A 1,632-nucleotide genomic window follows, 5' to 3' on the forward strand; every position below is an offset into this window, starting at 1 on the left:
GAGGGGTTTGGGGAGAGGGCTCCCACCCGGTGTCCGCGGACAGGACGCTCGCCTTTATCTACGATGACATCGGGGCGTGAACGAAAAAGACCCCGGCGATGTGCCGGGGTCTGTCGGTGCGGATCCAGCCCTGACACGGGCCGCCACAGCGGCGGCGCGTGTATTACATCGAGGGCTCGAAGACCTTCTTGGTCACGATCTCGCCGTCCTCGAACGCCCAGTGGGCGAAGGTGCCGGGGACATCGCCGTTCTTGTCGAAGTTGATCGACCCGGAGGCGCCCTCGTAGTCGATCTCCTTGCCCTGCTCCAGGAGCTTCACGGCCTTGTCGAACTCACCCGGATAGACCTTCTCGCCGGGCGGGTTGGCGACGTCGCGGAGGCTGTCCCGAATCGCCGTGCCGTCCACGGAACCGGCCTTCTGGGCGGCCAGGGCAATGGCATAGACCGCGTCATAGGCGGTGTCCATGTACGGCTTGGGCGGACGCTCGCCGAACTCCTCCTGGTAGGCGGAGTCGAAGTGCTTCGCCCCCGGGGCATCCTCGCGCGCCTGCGGCGCCGTGCCGATGGCGCCGTTGAGATACTGCGCACCGAGGTTCTCGACCAGCTCCGGTGCCTTGAGGCCGTCGGAGAACACGAAGTTCTGGAAGTAGCCGCCCTCCAGCGCCTGGCGCAGGATGGTCTGGCCGTTCTGCGGGTAACCGATCAGCACCAGCGCATCGGCACCACCCGCGGCCGCCTGCTGGAGCTCACCACGGTAGGCGGGCTGGCCCTGCTCGTAGGCCACCATCCCGGTGACGCTGCCGCCGCCGTCCTCGAACGCGGACTTGAAGTTCTCCGCCAGGCCCTTGCCGTAGTCGTTGTTGATGTAGATGACGCCGACGCTGCCGTAATCCTTCTCGTGGGCGATCTGCGCGAGGGCAACACCCTGGAAGGCATCCGAGGGTACCGTGCGGAAGAGGTAGTCGCCGTCATCGAGGGTGGTGATCACCGGCGAGGTGGACGCACCGCTGATCTGCGGGATCTTGTTCGACTTGGACACGCTCTGGGCCACCGGGATGGTGACGCCGCTGGAGAGCGCACCGACGAAGGCGCTCACGCCCTCGATGCTGGCCAGCTTCTGGGCGGCATCCACGCCGGCCTGCGGCCTGGTCTGGGTGTCGCCCGACTTGATCTCGACGTCCTCCCCGAGCACGCCCCCGGCGGCGTTGATCTCCTTGGCGGCCAGCTTGATGCCGTTCAGCGACGGCCCGCCGTAGGACTGCAGGTCGCCGGTCAGCGGCACCAGCGCACCGATCTTCAGCGGCTGGGCCATGGCCGTGGCACTCGCGACGAGTGCCAGCGCCGAGACCGCGCCGATTATCTGTTTCTTGAGCGTCATGGCAACAGCTCTCCTGTTTTTCTGCCGGTCTTCGTTGTGATCCCCGCCCGTAGCCCCGGCGCGAGGCCTTTATGGAGCATACCCACGCACCTGGGGGCGTGCAAAACGCCCTACGCGGCGTGGAAGGGCCGCTGCCGAGAGGCACGGCCCTCCAGCCCCGGAGCCGGCTCGAAGCGTGCCCCGTGCGGGCGGTAGCGCTCAAGCCACCAGTGCACCCCGCCGGCCCCCAGACTATCAATATAGCGGAAAGGGCC

At 67.2% G+C, this 1,632-nt stretch carries 1 protein-coding gene; it reads right to left on the bottom strand.

The genetic code is table 11. The features are described 5' to 3' along the window. Positions 1-163 precede the first annotated feature (163 nt). Positions 164-1,378, bottom strand: a complete 1,215-nt coding sequence (locus G7A99_RS19265) for an ABC transporter substrate-binding protein (protein WP_163143258.1) — start codon at positions 1,376-1,378, stop codon at positions 164-166. Positions 1,379-1,632: the final 254 nt, after the last annotated feature.

The organism is Arhodomonas sp. KWT (assembly GCF_010993615.1).

Bases quoted from the DNA above. Each gene is read 5' to 3' on its own strand.
- G7A99_RS19265 (WP_163143258.1), bottom strand. From the start codon at position 1,378: ATGACGCTCAAGAAACAGATAATCGGCGCGGTCTCGGCGCTGGCACTC.